The organism is Kitasatospora sp. NPDC001119 (assembly GCF_053598475.1).
The window spans coordinates 18,113-42,844 of sequence record NZ_JBSFKI010000013.1 but is presented as its reverse complement, the minus strand read 5'-3'; the positions used below and the strand labels follow the sequence as shown (position 1 = coordinate 42,844).

At 75.6% G+C, this 24,732-nt stretch carries 7 protein-coding genes and 1 pseudogene; all 8 read left to right on the top strand.

Annotation, left to right across the window (positions count from 1 at the left end; translation table 11 throughout):
- Window positions 1-446 precede the first annotated feature (446 nt).
- The 8 genes and pseudogenes from ACWDD9_RS17875 (at window position 447) to ACWDD9_RS17840 (ending at window position 24,717) form a co-directional block, all read left to right on the top strand.
- Complete coding sequence (locus ACWDD9_RS17875) at window positions 447-10,205, top strand: amino acid adenylation domain-containing protein (RefSeq protein ID WP_449812001.1); 9,759 nt, start codon at window positions 447-449, stop codon at window positions 10,203-10,205.
- Window positions 10,206-10,329: 124 nt separating this feature from the next.
- A pseudogene (locus ACWDD9_RS17870) lies at window positions 10,330-17,400 on the top strand (amino acid adenylation domain-containing protein); the annotation flags it as partial.
- A gap of 103 nt (window positions 17,401-17,503) precedes the next feature.
- The gene (locus ACWDD9_RS17865; protein WP_049649758.1) at window positions 17,504-18,550 is read left to right on the top strand and encodes a class I SAM-dependent methyltransferase; all 1,047 of its coding nucleotides are present in this window, start codon (window positions 17,504-17,506) and stop codon (window positions 18,548-18,550) included.
- Entirely contained in the window at window positions 18,550-19,581 is a 1,032-nt protein-coding gene (locus tag ACWDD9_RS17860) for a pyridoxal phosphate-dependent aminotransferase (protein ID WP_375876913.1), read from the top strand. Before ACWDD9_RS17865 ends, ACWDD9_RS17860 begins: the two co-directional genes overlap by 1 nt.
- Before the next feature lie 205 nt (window positions 19,582-19,786).
- Entirely contained in the window at window positions 19,787-21,076 is a 1,290-nt protein-coding gene (locus ACWDD9_RS17855; protein ID WP_449812000.1) for an MFS transporter, read from the top strand.
- Between the two features lie 100 nt (window positions 21,077-21,176).
- Entirely contained in the window at window positions 21,177-22,274 is a 1,098-nt protein-coding gene (gene hppD / locus ACWDD9_RS17850; protein WP_049649755.1) for a 4-hydroxyphenylpyruvate dioxygenase, read from the top strand.
- Window positions 22,271-23,422 carry an alpha-hydroxy acid oxidase gene (locus ACWDD9_RS17845; protein ID WP_375876915.1) on the top strand — a complete coding sequence of 384 codons (1,152 nt, stop codon included), beginning with the start codon at window positions 22,271-22,273 and terminating at the stop codon, window positions 23,420-23,422. Before hppD ends, ACWDD9_RS17845 begins: the two co-directional genes overlap by 4 nt.
- A 65-nt stretch (window positions 23,423-23,487) precedes the next feature.
- A complete protein-coding gene (locus tag ACWDD9_RS17840) occupies window positions 23,488-24,717 on the top strand; it encodes an aminotransferase-like domain-containing protein (protein WP_082345225.1) in 1,230 nt (409 codons plus the stop codon).
- Window positions 24,718-24,732: the final 15 nt, after the last annotated feature.

Genomic DNA, 24,732 nt, shown 5'->3' with positions numbered 1-24,732 from the left:
ACCCGGCACAGCACCGCCTGACAGCGCACCACCTCGGCAACGCACCCAGGGCAGACCGCCGCTCACCCGGCACCGCCCCGCACCCGAGCCGCCCCTCACCAGGCCGCTCGCCCGGTCGTCGGCGCACCGCACCGCCGGAGCCCGCCGACACCGCCTCACCACACCACCGCAGCACCCCGTCACCGCCGCGCGGCCGCACCGTCACGCCGCCGGCGCGGTCCCGTGTCCGACGTCTACGCGCGTGCATCGAACAGCACCGGCGCGCCACCACCCTCCGCACCGCCGCACCGCACCCGTGTGCCGCACGGACGTCACACGAAGCACACCGCAGCACCGCAAGACGACCGCAACATCGCTCCGCCGACCCCCGGGCCGACCGCCCCGGGGTCAACCCAGCTCGCCGCTCCCGCCACCGCGGGAGCCAGCCGCACGAGGGAGAGAGTCACATGTCCGGGGTCCAGCAGACGCACAGATCCGAGCAGCGGCCGGAAGCGGCCGAGGTCCTGTGCCGACTGTTCGCGGAGGTGCTCGGCCGGGAGTCGGTCGACCCCGCGGCGGGCTTCTACGACCTGGGCGGCGACCGGCCCGCCGCCGAGCGGCTGCTGGCCCGCGTGCACGAGGAGTTCGGCGTCCGCCTGGAACCGTCCGTCCTGGCGGACGCCCCCACCCCCGCCGCGCTGGCCGCCCGGCTGGCCCGCCCCGACACCCGCCCGACCCTCACCGAGCTGGTCGACGCCCAGGTCGCCCGCACCCCGGACGCCCCCGCCCTGTACGCCGAGGGCACCACCCTCACGTACGCCGAGCTGGACGCCCGAGCCAACCGGCTGGCCCGGGTGCTGGCCGCCCGCGGCCTGGGCACCGAGGACGTCGTCGCGCTGGCCCTGCCGAAGTCCCCCGAGGCGATCGCCGCGATCCTCGCCGTCGCCAAGACCGGCGCCGCCTGGCTGCCCGCCGACCCGGCCTACCCGGCCGAGCGGCTGCGCCACATGCTGAGCGACTCCCGCGCCGCCCTGGTGCTCACCACCGCCGGGGCCGCCGGCCGGCTGCCGGAGACCGGCGCCCCCCGGCTGCTGATCGACTCCGCCGAGCACCTCGCCGACCTGGCCGCGCGCTCCGGGGACCGGTTCACCGCCGCCGAGCGGGTGCGGCCGGTGAGCGCGCTGAACACCGCGTACGTCATCTACACCTCCGGCTCCACCGGCGTGCCCAAGGGCGTGGCCGTCACCCACACCGGGCTGCCCAGCATGGTCGGCACCCAGGTCGCCGCCACCGGGGTCGGCCCCGGCAGCCGGGTGCTCCAGGCCTCCTCGCTCAGCTTCGACGTCTCGGTCTCCGACCTGTCCGTGGCCCTCACCACCGGCGCCGCCCTGGTGCTGCCGCGCGAGCAGAGCCAGCTGGTCGGCGAGCCGCTGGCCGCCCTGATCGACCGGTTCGGCGTCACCCACGCCGACGTCGCCACCGCGATGATCTCCACCCTGCCCGACCTGCCGATGCCCTCGCTGCGCACCCTGATCGGCGGCGGCGAGGCGGTCTCCCGCGAGCTGGCCGCCCGCTGCGGCCGCGGCCGGCTGATGCTCAACAGCTACGGGCCGACCGAGGCCACCGTCATCGTCAGCATGAGCGAGCCGCTCACCGGCGAGGAGCTGCCCCCGATCGGCCGCCCCTGCCAGGACGTGCGCATCCACGTGCTGGACGAGCAGCTGCGCCAGGTCGAGCCGGGCACCGTCGGCGAGCTGTACCTGGCCGGCCCGCACCTGGCCCGCGGCTACCTGAACCGCCCGGGCCTGACCGCCGAGCGCTTCGTGGCCGACCCGTACGGCGAGCCCGGCGACCGGATGTACCGCACCGGCGACCTCGGCAGCTACCGCCCGGACGGCCAGCTGGACTTCCTCGGCCGGGCCGACGACCAGGTGAAGATCCGCGGCTTCCGGGTGGAGCTCGGCGAGATCGAGCAGACCCTCTCCGCCCACCCCGAGGTGCGCCAGGCCGTGGTGCTGGTCCGCGAGGACCGCCCGGGCGAGCGCCGCCTGGTCGGCTACACCGTCGGCGCCGCCGACCCGGCCGAGCTGCGGGCGTACTGCGCCGAGCGGCTGCCCGACCACATGGTGCCCGTCGTCGTGGTGCTCGACCGGCTGCCGCTCACGCCCAACGGCAAGGTGGACAAGCGCGCCCTGCCCGCGCCGGTGTTCGGCGCCGGCGAGGAGGACGGCCGCGCCCCCGCCGGCGAGCTGGAGCACACCCTGGTCCGGCTGTTCGGCGAGGTGCTGGGCCTGCCCCGGGTGGGCGTCACGGACTCCTTCTTCGAGCTCGGCGGCGACTCCATCGTGGCCATCCAGCTGGTCTCCCGGGCCCGGCACGCGGGCCTCCAGCTCACCCCGCGCGAGGTGTTCCTCGCCCCGACCGTCGAGAAGCTGGCACTGATCGCCCGTCCGCTGGAGGGGCCGGTCGTCGTCGAGCCCGCCGGGTCCGGCCTCGGCGAGGTGCCGCCGACGCCCATCGTGCACTGGCTGGCCGCCCAGCACGGCGCGGTGGAGAGCTTCTACCAGTCCACCCTGCTCACCCTGCCCGCCGGCACCACGCGGGAGCACCTGACCACCGCCGTCCAGGCCCTGCTCGACCACCACGACCTGTTCCGCGCCCGCACCTCCCCGCTCGCCGAGCGCCCCTGGACGCTGCACGTGCCCGAGCCCGGCGCCGTCCCCGCCGACGCCGTGCTGCGCCGGGTCGAGGGCCGGGCCGACGCGGACGCGCTGCGCGCCGAGACCGAGGCCGCCCGCGGCCGCCTGTCGCCCGAGGACGGCCGGATGGTCCAGGCCGTGCGCTTCGACGCCGGCCCGGAGCAGCCCTCGCAGCTGCTGCTGGTGATCCACCACCTGGTGGTGGACGGCGTCACCTGGCGCATCGTCGAGGAGGACCTGCTCGGCGCGCTCGCCGCGCTCCGCGAGGACCGCGCCGTCGAGCTCGCCCCGGTGCCCACCTCCTTCCGCCGCTGGGCCCAGCGCCTCACCACCGAGGCCAACACCGACCGCCGGGCCGCCGAACTCCCGCTCTGGCAGGCCGCGTTGGCCACCCCGGACCCGCTGCTCGGCGGCCGCCCGCTGGACCCGGCCCAGGACACCTACGCCACCGAGGGCCTGCTGCGGCTCGTGCTGCCCGCCGCGACCACCCGGGCGCTGCTCACCAAGGTCACCGCCGCCTACCACGCCCAGGTCAACGACGTGCTGCTGACCGGGCTGGCCCTGGCCCTCGGCCACTGGCGCGGCCAGGAGACCACCGGGCCCGACGGCGCCGTGCTGGTCACCGTGGAGGGCCACGGCCGCGAGGAGGTCGTCGACGGCGTCGACCTGCACCGCACCGCCGGCTGGTTCACCTCCGTCTACCCCGTCCGGCTCGCCCCCGGGGCGCTGCCCTGGTCCGAGGTCACCGCGGCCGGCCCCGCACTCGGCCGGGCCCTCGGCCGGGTGAAGGAGCAGCTGCGCGCCGTCCCCGACAACGGCATCGGCTTCGGCCTGCTGCGCCACCTCAACCCGGACACCGCCGCCGCGCTGGCCGGGCACGCCGACCCGCAGATCGAGTTCAACTACCTGGGCCGCTTCGCGCCCGAGGGCGTCACCGCCGAGGACGTGCTCGCCGGCACCGAGGCGATGTCCGAGGGCGCCGCGACCGGCCTCGCCCTCGGCCGGGTGCTCGGCCTGGACGCCACCACCGTGGACACCCCGCAGGGCCCGCTGCTGGTCGCCCAGTGGTCCTACGCCACCGGGCTGCTCTCCGAGGAGCGGGTGCAGGCCTTCGCCGAGGCCTGGTTCGCCGCGCTGGGCGCGCTCGCCGAGCACGCCGAGCGGCCGGACGCGGGCGGGCACACCCCCTCCGACTTCCCGCTGGTCGCCGTCACCCAGGACGAGCTGGACGGGCTCGCCGCCCACCACGCCCCCGCCCGCCTGGTCGACGTCTGGCCGACCTCGCCGCTCCAGCAGGGCATGGCCTTCCACTCGGCGTACGACGCCGACGGCGCGGACGTCTACACCTCGGTCGTCACCTTCGACCTCGACGGCCCGGTGGACGCCGACCGGCTGCGCGCCGCCGCCGAGGCGCTGCTGGTGCGCCAGCCCAACCTCCGGGCCGCCTTCCACCAGCGGCACGACGGCCCGCCGGTGCAGGTCGTCCCGGACGGCGTCGAACTGCCCTTCACCGTCGTGGACCTGAGCGGCCACGCGGACCCGGAGGCGGAGGCCGGGCGGATCGCCGCCGCCGAGTACGGCCGCCGCTTCGACCTCGACCGGCCGCCGCTGCTGCGCTACACCCTGCTCCGGCTCGCCCCCGGGCGCCACCAGCTGATCGCCTCCGCGCACCACATCCTGCTGGACGGCTGGTCGACCCCGCTGTTCGCCGAGGAGCTGTGGGCGCTGTACTTCGAGCAGCCGATGGCCCCGGCCGCCCCGTACCGCGAGTACCTGCGCTGGATCACCCGGCGCGACGGCGACACCGCCCGCGCCGCCTGGGCCCACGCCCTGGCCGGCGCCGACGAGCCCACCCTGCTCGCCCCCGGCCGCTCGGCGGCCGTCCCGCAGCTGCCGCTGCGCCTGCACACCGGGCTCTCCCCGGAGGCCACCGAGGCCCTCGCCCGCACCGCCCGCCGCTACGGCGTCACCCTCAACACCCTGGTCCAGGCGGCCTGGGGCGTGCTGCTGGCCCGGCTCACCGGGCGCGAGGACGTGCTGTTCGGCACCACCGTCTCCGGCCGGCCGCACGACCTGCCGGGCGTGGAGCGGATGATGGGCCTGCTCATCAACACCGTGCCGGTGCGGGTGCGCCTGGACCAGGCGGAGAGCTGGGGCCAGCTGCTGCTGCGCCTCCAGCACGAGCAGTCCGCGCTGCTGGACCACCAGCACCTCAGCCTCACCGAGATCCAGCAACTCGCCGGCATGGGAAGCCTGTTCGACACCGTCACGGTGTACGGCAACTACCCGGACCCGTCCGCGCTGGACGACGCCGACCCGAGCGGCGCCACCCGCGTCACCCTGGTCGAGGACGTCGACAGCGCCCACTACCCGCTGGTGCTGGCCCTCACCCCCGGCGACGGCCTCCAGCTGCGACTGGACCACCAGCCGGACGCCTTCACCACCGGGGAGGCCCGCGCCCTGCTGGACCGCTTCCTCGCCCTGCTCGACCGGATCGTCGCCGACCCGGCCGAACTCGTCGGCACCGTCGAGGTGTTGACCGCGGCCGAGCGCGCCGAGCTGGTCACCGAGTGGAGCGGCACCAGCACCCCGCTGCCGGAGGGTTCGCTGCCCGAGCTGTTCGAGGCGCGGGCCGCCGCGACCCCGGACGCGCTCGCGCTCACCGCGGACGACGCCGAGCTGACCTACGCCCAGCTCAACGCCCGGGCCAACGGCCTGGCGCTGCGGCTGGTCGAGGCCGGGGTGGTCCGGGAGACGCCGGTCGCGCTGATGATCGACCGCTCGGCCGCCCAGGTGGTGGCGATCCTGGCCGTGCTCAAGGCCGGCGGCCTGTACGTCCCGCTGGACGACGCCCAGCCCGCCGACCGGCTGCGGACCGTCCTCGACGACGCCGGGGCCGCCCTGGTGCTGGCCGACGCCGCCCACCGCGAGCACCCCGCGCTGGCCGGACTGACGGTGCTCGACCCGCACGCCGAGGAGCACCCCGAGAACCTCGGACTGCCGCAGCGCGCCGACCAGTTGGTGTACGTGATGCACACCTCCGGCTCGACCGGCGTGCCCAAGGGCATCGCCATCACCCACCGCGGTGTGGTGGACCTCGCGCTCGGCGGCCAGTTCACCGGCGGCGGCCACGAGCGGCTGCCGGTGCACGCGCCCTCCGCCTTCGACGCCTCCACCTACGAGATCTGGACCCCGCTGCTCTCCGGCGGCCAGCTGGTGATCGCCCCGGCCGGCCGGCTCGGCATCGCCGAGCTGGCGGCGGTGATCGGCCACGAGCGGACCACCTCCGCCTGGATCAGCGTCGGCCTCTTCAACGTGCTGGCCGCCGAGGCCCCGGAGACCTTCACCGGGCTGCACGAGGTGTGGACGGGCGGCGACATCGCCTCGCCGGTCGCCATGCGGCGGGTGCTGGACAGCTGCCCCGGGCTGCGGCTGATCAACGTCTACGGGCCGACCGAGACCACCACCTTCGCCACGCACTTCCCGATGACCTCGGCCGCCGAGGTGCCGGCCGTGGTGCCGATCGGCCGGCCGCTGCCCAACAACCGGCTGTACGTGCTGGACGCCGGGCTGCGCCCGGTGCCGGTCGGCGTGCCCGGCGAGCTCTACATCGGCGGCTCCGGCCTGGCCCGCGGCTACGTCCGACGCCCCGGCCTGACCTCCGAGCGCTTCGTGGCCTGCCCGTTCGGCGAGCCCGGCGGCCGGATGTACCGCACCGGCGACGTGGTGCGCTGGACGCCCGCGGGCGAACTGGAGTTCGTCGGTCGAGCAGACGACCAGGTCAAGCTGCGCGGCTTCCGGATCGAACTCGGCGAGGTGGAGGCGGCGTTCACCGCCCACCCGGCGGTCGGCCAGGTCTGCGTGGCGGTCCGCCAGGACCAGCCGGGCGACAAGCGCCTGGTCGCGTACGTCACCGGCGAGGTGCGGGCCGACGCGCTGCGCGACTTCGTCACCGAGCGGCTGCCCGGCTACATGCTGCCCGCCGCGATCGTCGTCCTCGACGAACTGCCGGTGAACCCCAACGGCAAGGTGGACCGCAAGGCCCTGCCCGCGCCCGACTACAACGGCGCCGACGGCGGGCGCGAGCCGCGCAACGCCACCGAGCAGGCCCTGTGCGCGCTGTTCGCCGAGGTCCTCGGGCTGGCCCGGATCAGCATCGACGACAACTTCTTCGACCGCGGCGGCCACTCGCTGCTCGCCACCAAGCTGGTCAGCCGCATCCGCGCCGGCCTCGGCGCCGAGCTGCCGATCCGCACGCTCTTCGACAACCCGACGGTGGCCCTGCTGGCCGCCGCCCTGCCCGACTCCGCGGCGGCCCGCCCGGCCCTGCGGCCGGCCGAGCGTCCGGAGCGCGTGCCGCTCTCCTCCGCCCAGCAACGCCTGTGGTTCATCGAGCAGTTCGAGGGCCCCAGCGCGCTCTACAACACCCCCGTCGCGGTCCGGCTCACCGGCGCCGTCGACCTGCCCGCCCTGGAGCAGGCCGTCCGGGACGTGGTGGAGCGGCACGAGGTGCTGCGCACCGTCTTCCCGACCGTCGACGGCCAGCCGCACCAACAGGTCGTCGAGGCGGGCGGGTTGTCGCTGCGCCAGGTGCCGGTGGCCGACGAGGGGCAGCTGCGGGCGGCCCTGGTCGCGGCCGGCGAGGAGGTCTTCGACCTCGCCCACGACCTGCCGGTGCGCGCCACCCTGCTGTCGCTGCCGAACGACGAGCACGTCCTGCTGGTGCTGATGCACCACATCGCCAGCGACGGCTGGTCGGTCGGGCCGCTCTTCCGCGACCTCGCCGAGGCCTACCGGGCCCGGACCGCCGACGCCGCGCCCACCCGCGCGCCGCTGCCGGTGCAGTACGCCGACTACACCCTCTGGCAGCGCGAGCTGCTCGGCACCGACGAGCGGCCCAGCGCCCTGCTGACCGACCAACTCGCCTACTGGCAGCAGGCCCTGGCCGACGCCCCGGAGGAGCTGGCGCTCCCCTACGACCGTCCGCGCCCGGCCGTGCCGGGGCACCGGGGCGGCCTGGTGGAGGTCACCGTCGACGCCGAACTGCACGGCGCGCTCGGCGAGTTGGCGGCGGCGCAGAACGCCAGCCTGTTCATGGCGCTGCAGGCCGCGGTCGCCACCCTCTACACCCGCCTCGGCGCCGGCACCGACCTGCCGCTCGGCACCCCCGTGGCCGGCCGCACCGACGAGGCCCTGGACGACCTGGTCGGCTTCTTCGTCAACACCCTGCTGCTGCGCACCGACACCAGCGGCGACCCGAGCTTCCGCGAGCTGCTCGACCGCGTCCGGCGCGCCGACCTGGACGCCTACGACCACCAGGACATCCCCTTCGAGCGCCTGGTCGAGCACCTCAACCCCACCCGCACCCCCGCCCGCCACCCGCTCTTCCAGACCCTGGTGGCGCTGGAGAGCCGGGTCACGGTGCCGGCCGAGTTCGGCGGCCTGGGCTGCGCGGAGCACCCCTTCGAGCTGGACGTGGCCAAGTTCGACCTGTCCTTCCGCTTCACCGAGCAGGGCCCGCAGGCGGGCCTGACGGTGGCGGTCGAGTACGCGGTCGACCTCTTCGACCACGCCACCGCCACCGCCCTCGGCGAGCGGCTGCTGCGCGTCCTGCGCGCCGCCGCGGCCGCCCCGGACGCGCCGATCGGCGGCATCGGGATCCTCGCCCCGGCCGAGCGCGAGCAGCTGCTCACCGGCTGGAACGACACCGCCGCGCCCGTCCCGGACGCGACCCTGCCGGAGCTGTTCGAGGCGCGGGCCGCCGCCACCCCCGACGCGCCGGCCGTGGTCTTCGGCACCGAGCGGCTGAGCTACGCCGAACTGGACTCCCGGGCCGAGCACCTGGCGGCCCACCTGGCCGGTGCCGGGGTCGGCGCCGAAACGCCGGTGGTCCTGCTGATGGACCGCTCCGCCGACCTGCTGACCGCGATCCTCGCGGTGGCCAAGGCGGGCGGCACCTACGTCCCGCTGGACGACCGGCACCCGGCCGAGCGGCTGCGGCGGATCACCGCCGAGACGGCCGCCGCGCTCGTCCTGGTCGACCCGGCGCACCGCGACCACCCGCTGGCCGCCGACGCCCCCTGCCCCGTCCTGCCGCTCACCGAGGGCTGGTTCGACGGTCCGCGCGAGCGGCGCGCCCACCGGGCCGCGCCCCACCCGGAGCAGCTCGCGTACGTGATGTTCACCTCCGGCTCCACCGGGGAGCCCAAGGGCATCGCGATCAGCCACCGGGACGTGGTGCAGCTCGCCACCGACCCGTGCTGGCGGCACGACGAGGGCCTGCGGGTGCTGTTCCACGCGCCGCACGCCTTCGACGCCTCGACCTACGAGATCTGGGTGCCGCTGCTCTCCGGCGGCCAGGTGGTCGTCGCGCCGCAGGGCGACCTGGACGCGGCCGCCATCCGCGGGCTGGTCCGCGAGCACGCGCTCACCCACGTCCACGTCACCGCCGGTCTGTTCCGGGTCATCGCGGAGGAGGACCCGGGCATCTTCGCCGGTGTGCGCGAGGTGCTGACCGGCGGCGACGTGGTCTCCGCCCCGGCCGTGCGCCGGGTGCTGGAGGCCGTCCCCGGCATCGCGGTGCGGGCCCTGTACGGGCCGACCGAGACCACCCTGTGCGCCACCCAGTACCCGATGCCGGACGCCGCGGCGGTGCCGAACGTGGTGCCGATCGGGCGCCCGCTGGCCAACACCCGGCTGTACGTGCTGGACGCCGCGCTCCAGCCCGTCCCGGCCGGGGTGGCGGGCGAGCTGTACATCGCCGGGGCCGGCCTGGCCCGCGGCTACGTCGGCCGCCCGGCGCTCAGTGCCGAGCGCTTCGTCGCCTGTCCCTTCGACGGGTCCGGCGGCCGGATGTACCGCACCGGGGACCTCGCCCGCTGGACGGCGGACGGCGTCCTGGAGTTCCTCGGCCGGGCCGACGACCAGGTCAAGATCCGCGGCTTCCGGATCGAACTCGGCGAGGTGGAGGCGGCGTTCACCGCGCACGAGGGCGTCGGCCAGGCGCTCGCGGTGGTCCGCGAGGACCAGCCGGGCGACAAGCGCCTGGTGGTGTACGCCACCGGCAAGGCCACCGACGGCGAGCTGCGCGCGTTCGTCGCGGACCGCCTCGCCGCCTACATGCTCCCGGCCGCCGTGGTCGTCCTGGACAGCCTGCCGGTCACGGCCAACGGCAAGGTCGACCGCAGGGCCCTGCCCGCGCCCGAGTACGCCGGGGCGGCCGAGGGCCGCGCCCCGCGCACCGAGCGCGAGCGGGAGCTGTGCGCCCTGTTCGCCGAGGTGCTGGGCGTGGAGACGGTCAGCATCGACGACCGGTTCTTCGACCTCGGCGGCCACTCCCTGCTCGCCACCCGGCTGGTCAGCCGGATCCGCGCCACCCTCGGCGCGGAACTGCCGATCCGCACGCTGTTCGACGCGCCAACGGTCGCCGCCCTCGCCGCCGTCCTGCCCGGGGGCGAGGCGGCGCCCGCGCCGAAGAAGGCCCGCCCGGCCCTGCGGCCGATGCGCCGCCCGAGCGGCCAGGCCTGACCCGCGGCAGGACGCGGGCCGCGCCACCGGCACGGCCCGCCCCCGCCGCACGACCGCTCCGCACCACCGGGCACCGCAGCCCCACCAGCCACAGCAGCCGTACGTCGCCAGTCGGAGGCAGACCTTGATCCCGTTGTCGTTCGCCCAGCAGCGGCTCTGGTTCATCGAACAGTTCGAGGGACCGAGCTCCCTCTACAACACTCCGTTCGCCCTCCGGCTGACCGGCCGGCTCGACGCCGCCGCCCTCGAAGGCGCGCTCGGGGACGTGGTGGACCGGCACGAGGTGCTGCGCACCGTCTTCCCCACCACCGACGGCCAGCCCCACCAGCACATCCTCACCGAGGGGCGCCCGACCCTGCACCGGGTGCCGGTGGCCGACGAGGCCGAGCTGCCCGGGCTGCTGCACGAGGCGGCCGGGCAGGTCTTCGACCTCGCCGCCGACCTGCCCGTGCGGGCCTGGCTGTACGCGCTGCCCGCGCCGGACGAGCACGTCCTGCTGCTGCTCACCCACCACATCGCCAGCGACGGCTGGTCGGTCGCCCCGCTCTTCCGCGACCTCGCCGAGGCGTACCGGGCCCGGACCACCGGCACCGAGCCGCGGTGGGAGCCGCTGCCGGTGCAGTACGCCGACTACACCCTCTGGCAGCGCGAGCTGCTCGGCGAGGAGGACGACCCGGAGAGCGTCGTCTCCCTGCAACTCGCCCACTGGCGCCAGGAGTTGTCCGACCTTCCGGAGGAGCTGGCGCTCCCCTACGACCGGCCGCGCCCGGCCCGGCCGAGCCGCCGCGGCGGCGCCGCCGACTTCGAGCTGGACGCCGAACTGCACAGCGCGCTCACCGAGTTGGCCTCCGGCCGGCACGCCAGCCTGTTCATGGCGCTGCAGGCCGCGGTCGCCACCCTCTACACCCGCCTCGGCGCCGGCACCGACCTGCCGCTCGGCACCCCCGTGGCCGGCCGCACCGACGAGGCCCTGGACGACCTGGTCGGCTTCTTCGTCAACACCCTGCTGCTGCGCACCGACACCAGCGGCGACCCGACCTTCCGGGAACTGCTCGACCGCGTCCGGCGCGCGAACCTGGACGCCTACGACCACCAGGACATCCCCTTCGAGCGCCTGGTCGAGCACCTCAACCCCACCCGCACCCCCGCCCGCCACCCGCTCTTCCAGACCGTCGTCACGCTCAACGCGGAGCAGGCCGGCGACCTCGCCTTCGGCACCGCGACGGGCACCCCGGTCGAGGTCGGCGAGGCGCAGGCCCAGTTCGACCTCAACTTCAACTTCGTCGAGCGGCTCGCGGCCGACGGCACCTGCCTGGGCGTGCGCGCCGCCGTCGACTACGCGGCCGACCTCTTCGACCACGCCACCGCCGTCTCCCTCGCCGAGCGGCTGGTGCGCGTCCTGCGCGCCGCCGTGGCCGCCCCGGACGCGCCGATCGGCGGCATCGAGATCCTCGACCCGGCCGAGCGCGAGCAGCTGCTCACCGGCTGGAACGGGCCGGCCGCGCCGGTCGCCGAGCAGAGCCTGCCCCGGCTGTTCGAGGCCCAGGCCGCCGCCACCCCCCGGGCCCTCGCCCTGGTCTCCGGCACCGAGCGGCTCGACTACGCGGAGCTGAACGACCGCGCCAACCGGCTCGCCGCCCTGCTGCTGGAGCGCGGCCTGACCACCGAGCAGCCGGTCGCGGTGCTGATGGAGCGCTCCGCCGGGCTGCTCACCGCCGTCCTCGCGATCGCCAAGGCGGGCGGCACCTACGTCCCGCTGGACGACCGCTACCCGCTGGACCGGCTCCAGCACATCCTCGCCGACACCCGCACCGCCCTGCTGCTCGTCGACCCCGCCCACCAGGGCCACCCGGTGCTCGCCACCGAGGGCTTCGCCACCGTCGAGGTCACCGACGCGCTGCTCGCCGGGGCCCCCGCGGCGGGCGACCCGGCCGTGCCCGTCCTGCCCGGCCAGCTGGTCTACGTGATGTACACCTCGGGCTCGACCGGGGTGCCCAAGGGCGTCGCCGTCACCCACCGCAACGTGGTGGACCTGCTGGGCAACCCGCACTTCCGGGCCGGCCACCACGAGCGGGTGCTGCTGCACTCGCCCACCGCCTTCGACGCCTCCACCACCGAGATATGGGCGCCGCTGGTCACCGGCGGGGCGATCGTGCTCGCCGAGCCCGGCGAGCTGGACATCCGCCGCCTCGCCGAGACCATCACCACCCACGAGGTGACCCTGGTCCAGGCCCCGTCCGGCCTGCTGCGGCTGATGGCCGACGAGGACCCGGCCGCCTTCCGCAACGTCCGCCAGGTGTGGACCGGCGGCGACGTCGTCCCGCCGGAGTCCGTCCGCCGGCTCCACCGGGCCTGCCCGGACACCTCCGTGGTCGCGGTGTACGCCCCCACCGAGACCACCGCCATCAAGACCACCTTCACCATGGCCCCGGGCGGGCCCGTCCCCGCCGTGGTGCCGATCGGGCGCCCGCTGAACAACACCGGGCTGTACGTGCTGGACACCGCGCTCCAGCCCGTCCCGGCCGGCGTGGCCGGCGAGCTGTACATCGCCGGGGCCGGCCTGGCCCGCGGCTACGTCGGCCGCCCCGGCCTGACCTCCGAGCGCTTCGTCGCCTGCCCGTTCGGCGAGCCCGGCGCCCGGATGTACCGCACCGGCGACCTGGTCCGCTGGACCGCCGACGGGGTGCTGGAGTTCCTCGGCCGGGCCGACGACCAGGTCAAGATCCGCGGCTTCCGGATCGAACTCGGCGAGGTGGAGGGCGCGTTCACCGCCCTCCCGGGCGTCGGCCAGGCCTTCGCCGTGGTCCGCGAGGACCGGCCCGGCGACAAGCGCCTGGTGGTGTACGCCACCGGCGACGGCACTCCCGCCGAGCTGCGCGCCGCCGTCGCCGACAGCCTGCCCGGCTACATGCTCCCGGCCGCCGTGGTCGTCCTCGACGCCCTCCCGGTGACGGCCAACGGCAAGGTGGACCGCCGCGCCCTGCCCGCCCCGGACTGGACCGGCGGCGCCGAGGGCCGCGCCCCGCGCACCGACACCGAGCGCGCCCTGTGCGAACTCTTCGCCGACGTCCTCGGGTTGGAGCGGATCGGGATCGACGACAGCTTCTTCGACCTGGGCGGCCACTCGCTGCTCGCCACCAAGCTGGTCGGCCGCATCCGCACCGCGCTCGGCACCGAACTGCCCGTCCGCACGCTGTTCGACGCCCCCAGCGTGGCCGCGCTCGCCGAGGCGCTGCCCGCCCCGGGCGCCGCCCGTCCGGCCCTGCGGCCGGTCGAGCGCCCCGACCGCGTCCCGCTCTCCCCCGCGCAGCAACGCCTCTGGTTCATCGACCAGTTCGAGGGCCCGAGCGCGCTCTACAACACCCCGTGCGCCCTCCGGCTGACCGGCCCGGTCGACGCCGCCGCCCTCCAGGCGGCCCTGGCGGACGTGCTGGAGCGCCACGAGGTGCTCCGCACCGTCTACCCGACCACCGACGGGCAACCGCACCAGCTGCTCCTGGAGAACCCCGAACTCCCGCTGCACACCGCCTCGGTGGCCTCCGAGGAGGAGCTCGCGGCGGCCCTCGCCGAGGCCGGGTCGCAGGTCTTCGACCTCGCCCGCGACCTGCCGGTGCGCGCCACCCTGCTGTCGCTGCCGCACCAGGAGCACGTCCTGCTGGTGCTGATGCACCACATCGCCACCGACGGCTGGTCCGTGGTCCCGCTGGTGCGCGACCTCGCCGAGGCGTACCGGGCCCGCCGCACCGGCACCGCCCCCGGCTGGGAGCCGCTGCCGGTGCAGTACGCCGACTACACCCTCTGGCAGCACGAGCTGCTCGGCACCGACGAGCGGCCCAGCGCCCTGCTGACCGACCAACTCGCCTACTGGCAGCGAGCCCTGGCCGACCTCCCCGAGGAGCTGACGCTCCCCTTCGACCGGCACCGCACCGCCGCCCCGAGCCGCCTCGGCGCCGCCGTCGAGCTGCGGATGGACGCCGGACTCCACGCCTCCCTCGTCGACTTGGCGCAGCGGAGCCGGGCCAGCGTCTTCATGGTGATGCAGGCCGCGCTCGCCACCACCCTGGGCCGGATCGGCGCGGGCACCGACCTGCCGATCGGCACCGTGGTGGCCGGCCGCACCGACGAGGCGCTGGAGGACCTGGTCGGCTTCTTCGTCAACACCCTGGTGCTGCGCACCGACCTCTCCGGCGACCCGAGCTTCCGGGAGCTGGTGGAGCGCGTGCGGGTCTCCACCCTGGACGCCTTCGAGCACCAGGACGTGCCCTTCGAGCGGCTGGTCGAGCTGCTCAACCCGGTGCGCTCGACCGCCCGCCACCCGCTCTGCCAGGTGATGCTGACCTCCGGAGGCGACGCCGGGGAGATCGGCCTCGACGGCCTGCCCGGCCGGGTCGAGCAACTGGACTCCGACCTCGCCAAGTTCGACCTGACCTTCGCCTTCAGCGAGAGCTTCGACGCGGCCGGCGCGCCCGCCGGGCTGGGCCTGACGGTGGAGTACGCCGTCGACCTGTTCGACCGGGCCACCGCCGAGGCGACGGCCGCCCGCTTCGAGCGCGCCCTGCGCGCGGTGCTGGCCGACCCGGACCTCGCGGTGGGCCGGGTCGAGGTGCTGGCGCCCGAGGAACGCGAGCAGCTGCTCACCGGCTGGAACGACACCCGGGAGGACCTCCCGCTCGGCACCTTCCCGGCGCTCTTCGAGGCCCGGGCCGCCGCCCGCCCGGAGGCCGTCGCGCTCTCCTTCGGCGCCGAGCAGGTCACCTACGGCGAGCTGAACGAGCGCGCCAACCGCTTCGCCCGGCTGCTGATCGAGCACGGCGCGGGCCCCGAGCGGTTCGTCGCGATCGCCCTGGAGCGCTCGATCGAGCTGATCGTCGCCCAGCTCGCCGTGCTCAAGGCCGGCGCGGTCTTCCAGCCGCTGGACCCGCGCTACCCGGCCGACCGGATCGCCTACATGCTGGACGACGCCCGGCCCGCGCTGGTCCTCACCAGCCGGGCGCTGGCCGACGGCCTGCTCGCCGACAGCACCGTCCCGCGGCTGCTGATCGAGGACCTGGACGCCTCCGGCCACCCGGCGCACGACCTCACCGGCACCGCGATCACCCCGCACTCGGCCGCGTACGTCATCTACACCTCGGGCTCCACCGGCCGCCCCAAGGGCGTGGTGGTCACCCACACCGGCCTCGCCGCCATGGTGGAGAGCCAGCGCCGGGGCCTGGCCGTCACCCCGGACAGCCGGGTGCTGCTGTTCGCCTCGCCGTCCTTCGACGCGGCCGTCTGGGAGCTGGGCATGGCGCTGCTCACCGGCGCCCGGGCCGTCCTCGGCGACGCCGACCAGCTGCTGCCCGGCCCCTCGCTGACCGAGCTGATCGCCGAGCAGGGCGTCACCCACCTGACCCTGCCGCCGACCGCGCTGGCCGTCCTCGCCCCGGACGCGCTGCCGGAGGGCGGCACCCTGGTGGTGGCCGGCGAGGCCTGCCCGCCCGACCTGGTCGAGCACTGGTCGGCCCGGCTGCGGATGGTCAACGCCTACGGCCCGACCGAGTCCACCGTCTGCGCCAGCATGAGCGAACCGCTCGCCGGCCGGATCGCCCCGCCGATGGGCCGGCCCGTGCTGGACACCCGGCTCTACGTCCTGGACGCCGCGCTCCAGCCCGTCCCGGCCGGGGTCGAGGGCGAGCTGTACATCGCGGGCGCCGGCCTGGCCCGCGGCTACCTCAACCGGCCCGGCCAGAGCGCCGAGCGCTTCGTCGCCGACCCGTACGGCGCCCCCGGCAGCCGGATGTACCGCTCGGGCGACCTGGTCCGCCGCCAGGCCGACGGCACCCTGGAGTACCTGGGCCGCACCGACCACCAGGTGAAGATCCGCGGCTTCCGGATCGAGCCCGGCGAGATCGAGGCCGTGCTGGCCCGACACCCCTCCCTGGCCCAGGCGTTCGTGCTGGTCCGGGAGGACCGCCCGGGCGACCGCCGGCTGGTCGGCTACGCCGTCGCCCACCCCGGGCGGACGGTCGACCAGGCCGAACTGCGGGCCCACGTCGGCGCGTCCCTGCCGGACTACATGGTGCCCTCGGCGGTCGTCGCCTTGGACGCCCTGCCGCTGACCGCCAACGGCAAGGTCGACCGCAAGGCCCTGCCGGCCCCCGACACCACCTGGCTCGGCTCCGGGCGGGCGCCCGCGACGCCCCAGGAGGAGCTGCTCTGCGGCCTGTTCGCCGACCTGCTCGGACTGGAGAAGGTCGGCGTGGACGACAACTTCTTCGAACTCGGCGGGCACTCGCTGCTGGCCAGCCGGCTGGTCGCGGGCCTGCGCGACCTGGTCGGCGAGGGCGACCGGGTCGGCGTCCGCACGCTGTTCGAGGCGCCGACCGTGGCCCGGCTGGCCGAGCGGCTCACCCGGGGCCCGGCCGCCGAGAGCTTCCCCGTCCTGCTGCCGATCCGCACCCGCGGCTCGCGCCCGCCGCTGTTCTGCGTCCACCCGGCCGCCGGCATCAGCTGGGTCTACACCGGCCTGCTGCGCCACCTCGACGCCGAGCAGCCGATCTACGGCCTCCAGGCCCCCGGCCTGGCCGACCCGGCCGCGCACCCGGCCTCGGTCGAGGAGCTGGCCCGGACCTACCTCGCGCAGATCCGCGCCGTCCGCCCCGAGGGCCCGTACGCCCTGCTCGGCTGGTCGTTCGGCGGGGCCGTCGCCCACGCGATCGCCGCGCTGCTGCGCCGCCAGGGCGAGGAGGTCCGGCTGCTCGCGCTGCTGGACGCCTACCCGGGCACCGGCGAGCCGGGGCCCGAGCAGTGGCGGGACGACCCGGCGCAGCTCGCGGTGATCCTCGACTCGCTCGGCCACCCGGCCGGGGAGGTCACCGCCTGGCCCGCCGACGAGGACGGCTACGCCGCGCTCGTCCGCGACGGCGAGGGCCCGCTGGCCGGCCTCAGCGGCGCCGGGGTGGCCCGGGTGGTCTCGGTCTTCCAGGCCAACGCCGAGCTGTCCCACGCGCTCCCGCTGCCCGGCTACGACGGCGACGCGGTGTTCTTCACCGCCGCCAAGGACCGGCCGGCCGACGCCCCCGACCCGGAGAGCTGGCGCCCGCACCTGGGCGGCCGGCTCGACGTCCACGAGGTGCCGAGCACCCACGGCGCGATGACGGGCACCGAGGCGCTCGCCGTCATCGGCCCGGTGCTCGCCGCCCGCCTGACCTCCTGACCTCCTGACGCACCGACTTCAGACCCCTACCGACCGCAGGCGACCGACCTGCGCACACCACGCGGACCGCACCCGGTCCGCCCACCGAGAAACGGACACCACCATGACCACTGCGGCCATCCCCGACACCTGGCGTGGCATCACCCCGTCGCCGATCACCTCGACCGACGCCTACAACGGCTTCATCGCCGCCAACGTGATCTTCGCGCTGGACCGGATCGGCCTGCTGGAGTCGATCGGGCGCGGCGAGCCGCTCTCGGCCGCCGAGGCCACCGCCCAGGCCGGCGACACCGCCCGGACCGAGGCCGTGCTGCGCGCCGCCGCCGACTACGGCTACCTCAAGGCCGACGGCGACGCCTACCTGCCCACCGAGGCGGGCCTGGAGATCGCCGCCGCGCGCGGCTACTTCACCTGGGCCGTCGGCGGCTACCACGACGTGTTCGGCCGCGCCGGCCATCTGAGCGCCGGCACCCACCGCTACGACACGGACGTCTTCCGCGACGAGGCGATGGTCGCCCTCGGCTCCGCCCAGTGCGACCAGTCGCTGTTCGCCGCCCAGCTCACCGACGTGCTGAGCGGCATCGACTTCCGGCACATCGCCGACCTGGGCTCGGGCACCTCCGCCCGGGTGCGCCGGGTGGTCTCGCAGCGCGAGGGCTCCCGGGGCCTGGGCATCGACATCAGCCGCCCGGCCACCGACATCGCCCGCCGCGACATCGTCGAGGCCGGCATGCAGGACCGGGTCACCGCCGTCCGCGCGGACGTGCTGGGCCTGCTCGGCACCCAGATCGACAACGACGCCGAGGCCGCCGAGGTGGCCGAGGTCGACACCGTGATGAGCTTCTTCCTGCTGCACGACCTGCTGGCCGACCCGGCCACCCGCTCCTCGATCTTCACCCGGATGCGGGAGTCCTTCCCGAAGGCCCGCACCTTCGTCCTCGGCGACACCATGCTGCGCGACCCGGGCACCTCCGACGGCGCCCAGCCGGTCTTCTCGGTGGGCTTCGAGCTGGCGCACGCGATGATGGGCGTCCCGCTGCACACCAAGGCCACCTACGAGGAGCTGTTCACCGAGGCCGGCCTGCGGATCGACCGCGTCGAGGCGCTCGCCACCCCGCACTCCTGGCTCTACGTCCTCCAGGCCGACTGATGGCCGGCCCGTCGGACGCCAGGTACCTGCTGGCACAGAACGAGCACCCGTACCCGCCGCTGCCGTCGGTGCTGGCGGCGCTGGCCGAGGCCAGTGCCGACCTGCACCGCTACCCGGACTTCCGTCCGGAGCGGATCGCCGGGATCGTCGCCGACTGGCAGGGCGTCCCGGCCGGCCAGGTCGTGGTCGGCCACGGCTCGGCGGGCGTGGCGCTGGACCTCTTCCACGCGGTGGTCGAGCCCGGCGACAACGTGGTCCACTCGGCGCCCTGCTTCGACGCGTACCCGCTGTTCTGCGAGATCGCCCGGGCCGAGGCCCGGCCGGTCCCGCTCGGCCCCGACGCCCGGCACGACCTGGCGGCGATGGCCGAGCGGATGGACGGGCGCACCCGGATCGTCGTGCTGTGCAACCCGCACAACCCGACCGGCACGGTCTACTCCTGGGCCGAGCTGACGGAGTTCTTCCGCCGGGTGCCGGCCACCGCGCTGATCCTGCTCGACGAGGCGTACGTCGACTTCGCCCTGGGCTGGCAGGCCCCGGACGTGCCGGCCCGGATCGCCGAGTGGCCGAACCTCGTGGTGCTGCGCACCCTGTCCAAGTCGCACGGCATCGCCGCGCTGCGGATCGGCTACGCGCTGGCGGAGGAGTCCGTGGCCCAGCGGGTACGGGACCACCAGGTGCCGTACGCGGTGAACCGGCTCCAGGAGGCGGGCCTGCTCGCCGCCGTCGGCGCCGAGGACGAGATGGCGCGCCGGATCGCCGAGATCGCCGCGGAGCGGGAGCGCACCGAGGCCGAACTGCTGCGCCTCGGCTGGACGGTGGCGCCCAGCGTCACCAACTTCCTGTGGGTCGACGCCCCCGGCGACCAGCTCCCGCTGCGCGCGGAGCTGGAGCGCCTGGGCGTGGCCGTGCGCTACTACCCCGGCCAGGGCATCCGGGTCGCCATCGGCGAGAAGGACGCCAACGACGCGGTGATCGAGGGCTTCGCCGCCGTCGCCCCGCTCGCCCCGGCCCACCCGGCCACACCCTGAGCGCCCGGCGCCCGACCCGCCGACGCGCCGACCGCCCGGCGCCCTGAGCACCCCGCGTGCGTCAGGGCGCACCCCGGGCGCCCCTGCACCACCGCACCGCACAGCAGCACCGCACCACCGAGCACCACCGCACCACCGAGCACCACGGCACCACCGCACACCCCTGCACACCCCGAAGCGCCGTCGGCGCAGCGAAGGAACCGCCATGCACCCGCTGTTGGTCCGCCCGGAGTTCCGGCGCTACCTGGCCGGGCAGACCCTGTCCGTCCTCGGTGACAGCGCCCTCTCCATCGCCCTCGGCATCTGGGCCAAGGTGCTGACCGGCAGCAACTCCGCCGCCGGTCTGGTGCTGTTCTGCTTCTCCGCGCCCCTGCTGCTGCTCCCGCTCGGCGGCCTGCTCGCCGACCGGGTCCGGCGCAAGCCGCTGCTGGTCGGGGTCAACCTGGCGGTGGCCCTCTCGCTGCTGCCGCTGCTGCTGGTCGACGGCCGGGACACGGTCTGGATCATCTACTGCACCGCCACGGTCTGCGGTCTGGCCGGGGCCGTCCTGGCCCCGGCGCAGAGCGCGCTGCTGCGCAGCATCCTGACGGAGCGTCAGGACTTCGGCGCGGCGGCCGGGTTGACCCAGAGCGCCCGGGCCGGCACCACGCTGGTGGCGCCGCTGCTCGGCTCGGGCCTCTACGGCTGGTTCGGCGGGCACGTGGTGGCGGTGGCCGACCTCGTCGTGCTGCTGCTGGCCGCGCTGAGCTTCCTCACCCTGCGGGTGGAGGAGGTCAAGCCGGAGCCCTCGGGCCTGCGGTGGCGCACCGAGGTGCTGGCCGGCTTCGTCCACCTGCGCGGTTCGGTCGGGCTGCGGCCGCTGGTCGCGGCCACCGCCGCCTCCGGCTTCGTGCTGAGCCTGCTGCAGCCGGTGCTGTTCGCGCTGACCCAGCACGGGCTGCACCGCTCGCCGCAGTTCCTCGGCGTGCTGGAGACCACCGAGGCCGTCGGCGCGCTGGCCGGCTCGGTGGTCGGCGGCCTGCTGATCGGCAGGCTCGGGCCGCGCCGGACGGTCATGGCGGGCTCGGCGGTGTTCGGCCTCGGGACCGTCCTGCTGCTGGCCCCGTCGCTGTACGTGGTGTCGGCCGGCCTGGTGATCGCGGGCGCGGGCATCCCGGCCGCCATGGTCGGCCTCGCCACCGCCGCCCAGGCCTCCACCCCGCCGCAGCTGATGGGGCGCGCCCAGGCGGCCGTCAACCTCTCGCTCACCGCGCCGCAGGCGCTGGCCGTCGGCGTCGGCTCCGGCCTGGTGGCCGCCCTGGACTTCCGGGTGGTGCTCGGCGTGATGGTGGTCGGCGCGCTGCTCGCGTCCGCCCACCTGATCGGCAAGCCGGAGGCCCCGACCGAGCCGCCGGAGCCCGAGGGCCCGGACGCGGACGCGGACACGGACGAAGGCGAGGGCGAGGGCGACGGCCCGGCCGAGCCCGAGGACGCCAAGGACCTCCAGCCCACCTGATCCGGCGCCGCCGCACACGTACCCGCGCACGCACCCGTACGCCCGCTCCACCCGATCGTCCCTCAGCACCTCCCGTCCTCCTCACGAGAGAGCTCCTCTGATGACCGACCGTTCCTCTCCCACCGTCACCCCGATCCCCGTCGAGCTGGACCACGTCGAGTTCTACGTGGCCGACCTGGGCGCCGAGACCACCCGGCTGACCACGGAGTACGGCTTCGAGCTGCTCGTCCCGCCGACCGAGCGCGGCGAGGCCGCCGAGCGCTGCCTGTCCGCGCTGGTCGGCCAGGCCTCCATCCGGCTGCTGCTCACCCAGCCGCTGGCCGCCGGCCACCCGGCCACCGGCTACCTGGCCCGGCACGGCGACGGCGTCGGCGCCCTCGGCCTGCGGGTGCCGGACGCCACCGACGCGTACCGCACCCTGACCGCCCGCGGCGCCGCCGCGCTGGGCGAGCCGAAGGCCGCGGACGGCTGCGTCACCGCGGTCGTCGACGCCTTCGGCGAGGTGGTGCACACCCTGATCGAGCGCGGCCCCGAGGTCCCGGCCGGCCGCATCCCCGGCCTGCCCGACCCGGCCCCGCTGACCGGCGAGGGCCAGGTCGGCCTGCGGACCGTCGACCACTTCGCCGTTCTGGTGCCGTTCGGCGAGCTGCGCAAGACCGAGCACCGCTACCGCGAGGTCTTCGGCTTCCGGACGATCTTCGAGGAGCGGGTCGAGGTCGGCGCGCTCGGCATGGACTCGGCGGTCGTGCAGAGCGCCGACCACAGCGTCACCCTCACCCTGATCGAGCCGCTCACCGCGGACGCGGGCGGCCAGATCGCCTCCTTCCTGGCCGGCCACGGCGGCGCCGGGGTGCAGCACGTCGCCTTCGCCGCCGAGGACGCGGTGCACTCCGTCTCCACCATGGCCGAGCGCGGCGTGCCGTTCCTGCGCACCCCGCAGACCTACTACGACGCGCTGCCCGGCCGCCTGACGCCGCTGCGGCACTCCTTCGAGCAGCTGCGCGAGCTGAACCTGCTGGTCGACCAGGACCACGACGGCCAGCTGTTCCAGATCTTCACCCGCTCCCAGCACCCGCGGAACACCTTCTTCTTCGAGGTGATCGAGCGCATCCGGGCCCGCAACTTCGGCAGCAACAACATCCGCGCCCTCTACGAGGCCGTGGAGCTCCAGCGCAACGCCAGCGAAGTGGCCGGATGAGCGCGTCCGTCCGCAACGAACCACCGACCGGCCCGGCCGGCGGGCGCCCGGCGCTGTCCGTCGCGGAGTACGCCGACCGGGCCCGGGCCGTGCTCGCGCCCGAGGTCTGGGAGTGGCTGGAGGGCGGTGCCGAGCGCGAGTTGACGCTCGCCGCCAACCGGGCCGCCTTCGACCGGGTGGCCCTGGTGCCCCGGGTGCTGACCGACGTCAGCACCCGGGACACCGCCGCCACCCTGGTGCGCAGCCGGGCGGCCCTGCCGGTGGCGGTGGCACCCGTCGCCTACCACCGGCTGTTCCACCCCGAGGGCGAGCTGGCCTCGGCCCGCGCCGCGGCCGCCGCGGGCGTGCCGTTCACCGTCGGCACGCTCAGCAGCGTCGGCTTCGAGGAGCTCGCGAAGACCGGCGCCACGCTCTGGTTCCAGCTGTACTGGCTGCGCGACCGCGGCCGGCTGCTCGACCTGGTCAGGGCGGCCGAGGAGGCCGGCAGCGAGGCCCTGGTGGTCACCGCCGACGTGCCGTACATGGGCCGCCGGCTGCGCGACGCCAGGAACGCCTTCGCCCTGCCGTCGGACGTCCGCGCGGCGCTGCTGGAGGGCGGCGCCGCCGGGCGGGCGCACGAGTCGACCGCCGCCGTCTCGGCGGTGGCCGCGCACACCGCGGAGCTGCTCTCCCCCGGCGTCACCTGGGCCGACCTCGAGTGGCTGCGCGGCGAGACCGACCTGCCGCTGGTGGTCAAGGGCGTGCTCGACCCGGCCGACGCCCGGCGGGCCGCCGGGATCGGCGCCGCGGCCGTGGTGGTCTCCAACCACGGCGGCCGCCAGCTCGACCGGGCCGTGCCCGCCGTGACGATGCTGCCGGAGGTCGCCGAGGCGCTGGCCGGCGAGGACTGCCAGGTGCTGCTGGACAGCGGGGTGCGCGGCGGCTCGGACGTGCTCACCGCGCTGGCCCTCGGCGCCACCGGGGTCCTGCTCGGGCGCCCGCTGATCTGGGGCCTGGCGGCCGGCGGCGAGGCGGGCTGCACCGAGGTCCTCGACCTGCTCGCCACCGAGCTGCGGCACGCGCTCGGCCTCGCGGGCTGCGCCGACCCGCGGGCCGCCGCCGAACTGCGCACCACCACCCTGCCCTGCCCCGTCTGGAGCACCCCGTGACCACCATCGCCGCACCGCACGACCTGCTGCTCGCGGGCCTGCACACCTCCCTCGCCGACCCGGCGATGACCTCGATGAACCTGCTCAACGAGATCTCCATCCGCTACCCGGAGGCGGTCTCCTTCGCGGCCGGCCGCCCGGCCGAGCAGTTCTTCGAGCTGGACGCCGTCCACCGCCACCTGGACCGCTACGTCGACCACCTGCGCACCGAGCGCGGGCTGACGGAGGAGGCGGCCCGCCGGCAGGTGCTCCAGTACGGGCGGACCAAGGGGATCATCCACGAGCTGATCGCCACCCACCTCGCCACCGACGAGGGCATCGAGGTGCCCGCCGAGTCGATCGTGGTGACGGTGGGCTGCCAGGAGGCGATGTTCCTGGTGCTGCGGGCGCTGCGCCGCGGCCCCGAGGACGTGGTGCTGGCCGTCTCCCCCACCTACGTGGGGCTGACCGGCGCGGCGCTGCTGGCCGACCTGCCGGTGCGGGCGGTCGCCGACGGCCCGGACGGCGTGGACCTCGCCGACCTGCGCCGCCAACTGGCCGCCGCCCGGGCCGAGGGGCTGCGCCCGCGGGCGCTCTACCTGGTGCCGGACGTGGCCAACCCGAGCGGGGCCAGCCTGCCGCTGGAGCTGCGCCGGGAGCTGCTGGCGCTGGCCTCCGAGGAGGACTTCCTGCTGCTGGAGGACAACCCGTACTGCGTGTTCGCCGGCGAGGAGCGGCTGCCCTCGCTCAAGGCGCTGGACACCGACCGGCGGGTGGTCCACCTCGGCTCCTTCGCCAAGACGGCCCTGCCGGGCGCCCGGGTCGGGTACGTGGTGGCGGACCAGCTGGTGGCGGACGGGCAGGGCGGCACCGGGCTGTTCGCCGACCTGCTCGGCATGATCAAGAGCATGACCACGGTGAACACCTCGCCGATCGCCCAGGCCGTGATCGGCGGCGCGCTGCTGGAGCACGGCCACAGCCTGCGGGCCGCCAACACCGAGGTGGCCGCGCTCTACCGGCGCAACCTCGCGCTGGTGCTGGAGGGCCTGGCCCGGCGCTTCCCGCCCGGCTGCGGGGTGACCTGGAACGAGCCGCGCGGCGGGTTCTTCCTGGTGCTCACGGTGCCGTGCGTGGTGGACGACGCGCTGCTGGAGCGCTCCGCCTCGGAGTACGGGGTGATCTGGACGCCGATGTCGCACTTCTACCCGGGGACGGGCGGGGAGCACCAACTGCGGCTCTCCGTCAGCCAGGTCGACCCGGCCACCGTCGACCGGGGGCTGGACGGCCTGGCCGCGCTGCTCGCCGCGCGGTCCTGACCGGCCCCGGAAGGG

What these genes read in the sequence shown, in the direction of transcription:
- ACWDD9_RS17875 (WP_449812001.1), top strand. Translation starts at nt 447, where the DNA reads ATGTCCGGGGTCCAGCAGACGCACAGATCCGAGCAGCGGCCGGAAGCG.
- ACWDD9_RS17865 (WP_049649758.1), top strand. Translation starts at nt 17,504, where the DNA reads ATGACCACTGCGGCCATCCCCGACACCTGGCGTGGCATCACCCCGTCG.
- ACWDD9_RS17860 (WP_375876913.1), top strand. Translation starts at nt 18,550, where the DNA reads ATGGCCGGCCCGTCGGACGCCAGGTACCTGCTGGCACAGAACGAGCAC.
- ACWDD9_RS17855 (WP_449812000.1), top strand. Translation starts at nt 19,787, where the DNA reads ATGCACCCGCTGTTGGTCCGCCCGGAGTTCCGGCGCTACCTGGCCGGG.
- hppD (WP_049649755.1), top strand. Translation starts at nt 21,177, where the DNA reads ATGACCGACCGTTCCTCTCCCACCGTCACCCCGATCCCCGTCGAGCTG.
- ACWDD9_RS17845 (WP_375876915.1), top strand. Translation starts at nt 22,271, where the DNA reads ATGAGCGCGTCCGTCCGCAACGAACCACCGACCGGCCCGGCCGGCGGG.
- ACWDD9_RS17840 (WP_082345225.1), top strand. Translation starts at nt 23,488, where the DNA reads ATGACCTCGATGAACCTGCTCAACGAGATCTCCATCCGCTACCCGGAG.